Source organism: Lactobacillus sp. CA30L (assembly GCF_059900845.1).
Map to the genome: position 1 here is coordinate 1 of NZ_JBWXGB010000018.1, position 542 is coordinate 542.

The window sequence follows — 542 nt, forward strand, 5'->3', positions numbered from 1 at the left end:
GACTGAAGCACGTCCAGTGGGAACCGTAACGATTGATAATGAAAAATATGGTCGCTATATGGGAGAAATTCAAGTCACACTTGTGGACTTGCCGAAAGATGAAAAAGTCAATACGATTACACGAATTATTGAAAAAGATCAAACGATATTGCCGTTAATCAAGGCAGGCAATCAATTTACGCTAGTCACGGAAGGAACGATAGAGAATGAATTTAGAAAACTTAACAACTGAACGTAGAAATGAAAATACAATGGACTTAGATGAGATGAGTGTCAAAGAAGCTTTACAAAAAATGAATCAAGAAGACCAAAAAGTTGCAATGGCAGTGGGTCAAGAATTAGCAGCCATTGAACCAGTGGTAGAAGCCATCATCAAAAGCTTCAATCAAGGCGGCCGCTTGATCTACATGGGCGCTGGTACGAGTGGTCGGTTAGGTGTCTTAGATGCAGCCGAATGCGTACCAACTTTTGGCGTCGAGCCAGAGATGGTTCAAGGCCTCATCGCTGGTGGTCAAAAAGCAATGACTGTCGCAGTAGAGGGT

General features: G+C 42.6%; 2 protein-coding genes. Both read left to right on the forward strand.

The window, feature by feature from the left end:
- The coding region (locus AC2JF8_RS09230; protein WP_500762797.1) for a phospho-sugar glycosidase domain-containing protein at positions 1-232 on the forward strand (232 nt) is incomplete at its 5' end.
- Positions 207-542, forward strand: a 336-nt coding sequence (locus AC2JF8_RS09235; RefSeq protein ID WP_500762798.1) for an N-acetylmuramic acid 6-phosphate etherase family protein, incomplete at its 3' end; no start/stop codon positions are given. The genes AC2JF8_RS09230 and AC2JF8_RS09235, both read left to right, overlap by 26 nt.